Raw genomic sequence first — 265 nt, 5'->3', positions numbered from 1 at the left:
TCTCCCGCGTTCTCGACGCAGACCCCTCCACCGACGGGCGTCGACACGTTGAACTCGACCTGCGACTCCGTCTGTAGTTTGATCACGCCTTGGACGCGACTGTTGCCGCCAATGTCCAAGCCGATCTGACTCGGCGTGTCGATCCTGAGATACTCTCGAACGGTCGAATTCCCCCTGAGCTTCAGGTCGACTTGGCTCTCCGAGCGGAACTCGGCCGCGCCCCCGATCGTGGTGTTGCCCGCCACATTCTCTTTGATCTGGTTCG

Annotated in this window: 1 protein-coding gene; it reads right to left on the bottom strand. The window is 61.1% G+C overall.

The window, feature by feature from the left end:
- On the bottom strand, nt 1-265 hold a 265-nt coding region (locus tag EXE45_RS20215; RefSeq protein ID WP_158294365.1), incomplete at both ends, for a hypothetical protein.

The sequence above is a fragment of the Halorubrum sp. SP9 genome, assembly GCF_005435015.1.
GTDB classification, from domain to species: domain Archaea; phylum Halobacteriota; class Halobacteria; order Halobacteriales; family Haloferacaceae; genus Halorubrum; species Halorubrum sodomense.
The sequence above is the reverse complement of the archived record's forward strand: the minus strand, read 5'-3'. Positions and strand labels throughout refer to the sequence as shown.